The sequence below is a fragment of the Peterkaempfera griseoplana genome (assembly GCF_001418575.1).
Lineage (GTDB): Bacteria > Actinomycetota > Actinomycetes > Streptomycetales > Streptomycetaceae > Peterkaempfera > Peterkaempfera griseoplana.
Window position 1 is genome coordinate 1 of the sequence record NZ_LIQR01000731.1, and the last position, 1,406, is coordinate 1,406.

The following is a 1,406-nucleotide window of genomic DNA, read 5'->3' on the forward strand; positions in this document are numbered from 1 at the left end:
ACCCGCCCCGGCCGCCGCCCGTGGCCGCAAAGGGCCATCCGCGCCCGGGTGGACCTGGGGAACACCGGGCGGCGGCCGCGCGGAGGATCTGCGCCGGGGTTGCTCGTGCGGTGGGCTGGGAGGGCCTAGGCTCTTGCGTGATATGGACAGGTCCGCACACCCACCACGGCCACGGCGCCGCGACCGGCACGGTCGCGGGCTGCGCGGCCCGCTGGCGCCGCCGCAGGTCCCCATCGCGCTGAGCCGGGCGGAGATCTTCGACGACTTCGTGCGCGACTCCGTGGACCGCCTGGAGCGCCGCTGGCCGCAGCTGGGCGAGGTGGAGTTCGCGGTGCAGGAGGTGCCCTGGCCGCCGACCGGGCCCGAGGAGGCGGCGAGCGCGCTGGGCGACTCGGTGCCGCTGGGCAGGCTGATCCCGGCTGCGAAGGACCGCCCCACCCGGATCGTGGTCTTCCGCCGCCCGGTGGAGATCCGCGCCAAGGGCCGGGACGAGCGGGCGGCGCTGGTCCACGACATCGTGGTCGAGCAGGTGGCCGAGCTGCTCGGGCTCTCCCCCGACACCGTGGACCCCCGCTACGGCGAGGAGTGACCGCACACCGGGGGGACTGCCCGCGGGGGTCACCGCCCACGGGGTGTGGGCCTCCGCAGCTGACCACCCGGTCCAGCGGCCCGGACCCGGCAGCCCCCGCTCCGGCAGAAATGACCACCACCCAGGGTGACCTCTACCCAGGGTGACCGTCGGGCTCGGCTGGCCCTGGCTCGGCCAGCCTTGCGGCGAGGAGGGACCGCCCGCCCGACGTGAGCCCCTTGCGCAGCCACGACACCGACGGCAAGCACCACACCCCGGTCTGCTCTGCCTCGCCCGACGCCGGGCCGACGTCCTCCTCGCCTTGCTCCGCGACTGAACCTTCCGCGAAGCCCAGCCGGGTACGGCAGGGAGCATCGCCGCCGACCGGAAGGTGAACAGCCACGCCATAGTCGGCGATCCGCCCCGCCAGCGCCCTCGGGCTCACGCCATGGACGTTGTCCCGGTCAGGGTCGGCACCGGCTTCCAGAAGGAGCCGAATCGTCCTGCCGTCGCCCCGCGAACAGAACACCACCCTCCACAACGGCGTATTGCCATGACGGTCCACGACATCGACCGCCGCACCCGAGGCCGGCAGGACTTCGACGACCGCGGGCACCTGCGCCTGAGCAGCAAAATGCAGCGGAGTCCAACCCTCGGCATCAGCGGCCCCGGGCTGGCGCCCTCAGCCAACACCGCCCTCAGGCCCATCCATATCCCCGCCACAGGCCGCATAGTGCACCGCGGCCCTCCCCAACCGATCCCGACCCGTCACACCGACCATCCTTGCCCGGCACCAAAGAGACAGAGGCCCTCCTCGCGCAGGGTGACCGCCAAGCCC

Annotated in this window: 1 protein-coding gene and 1 pseudogene; one reads left to right on the plus strand and one right to left on the minus strand. The window is 73.6% G+C overall.

Going from position 1 to position 1,406, the window contains the following annotated elements; translation table 11 throughout:
- The first annotated feature begins 142 nt into the window (after positions 1 to 142).
- Complete coding sequence (locus AOK09_RS36110) at positions 143 to 589, plus strand: metallopeptidase family protein (protein ID WP_055591398.1); 447 nt, start codon at positions 143 to 145, stop codon at positions 587 to 589.
- Positions 590 to 722: 133 nt separating this feature from the next.
- Here the strand turns inward: AOK09_RS36110 and AOK09_RS42970 are convergent.
- Positions 723 to 1,226: pseudogene (locus AOK09_RS42970) on the minus strand (ankyrin repeat domain-containing protein); the annotation flags it as partial.
- Between the last annotated feature and the right edge of the window lie 180 nt (positions 1,227 to 1,406).